The sequence below is a fragment of the Veillonella ratti genome, from assembly GCF_003992115.1.
GTDB classification, from domain to species: domain Bacteria; phylum Bacillota; class Negativicutes; order Veillonellales; family Veillonellaceae; genus Veillonella_A; species Veillonella_A ratti.
This window is the reverse complement of the sequence record NZ_RQUX01000043.1, coordinates 1-808: the sequence shown is the minus strand read 5'-3', so window position 1 is coordinate 808 and position 808 is coordinate 1. Positions and strand designations below refer to the sequence as shown.

At 42.0% G+C, this 808-nt stretch carries 1 protein-coding gene; it reads left to right on the top strand.

Annotated features, from left to right (window positions below):
- On the top strand, nt 1–808 hold an 808-nt coding region (locus EO124_RS10245; protein WP_206512572.1), incomplete at both ends, for a hypothetical protein.

Genomic DNA, 808 nt, shown 5'->3' with positions numbered 1-808 from the left:
AATCAAGACTAGCCTTGAAAAAGTTACTGAAACTGCAGGCAGTGCACTTCAAACAGTAACCGTAACAGATACTAATGGCAAACAACTCACTATTGATAAAGACAAAGCAGGCTTTGGTATTAAAGGTGCTACTGATGGCATGGTTACCAGTGAAGTGTCTGGTCAAGACTTAGTAGTAGATTTAACAGCTGCAACTAAAGAAAAAATTAACAACGCAGCCGGTAAAGATTTAGGCAACTTGGATGACAAAGGTAAAGAAGTCATCAAAGAAGTTGTTCAGAAATCCGTTGACGTAAAAGGTGGCACTAACATCGAAGTAGCCAGCGAAACCGGTGCTGATGATGTTAAGACTTTTACAGTTAACATGAAGAACAACGTTGACTTAGGTGCTACCGGATCTATTAAAGCCGGTGCAACTACAGTTGATGCTAACGGTTTAACTGCCGGTACAACCACAGTTTCTGCTGATGGCGTACAAGCCGGTGAAACTAAACTGAACGAATCTGGTCTAGAAGTAGGCGAAACTGCTGTAACAGCTGACGGCGTGAGTGTTGGCAATGCAGCGTTAACTACTAATGGCTTAGCAATTGTTGGTGGTCCATCCGTAACTAAAGACGGCATCAATGCAGGCGGTAAAGTAGTATCCAACCTTGGTGAAGGCTCCGTAGCTGAAGGCTCTAAAGATGCTGTAACCGGTGGTCAGTTATTCGCAGTTAAAACTGATGTTGATGGTGTAAAAGGCCGTGTAGATACAATCAATAATAACCTTGAAAAAGTCACTAACAATTTAGAAAAAGTGACTGAAACA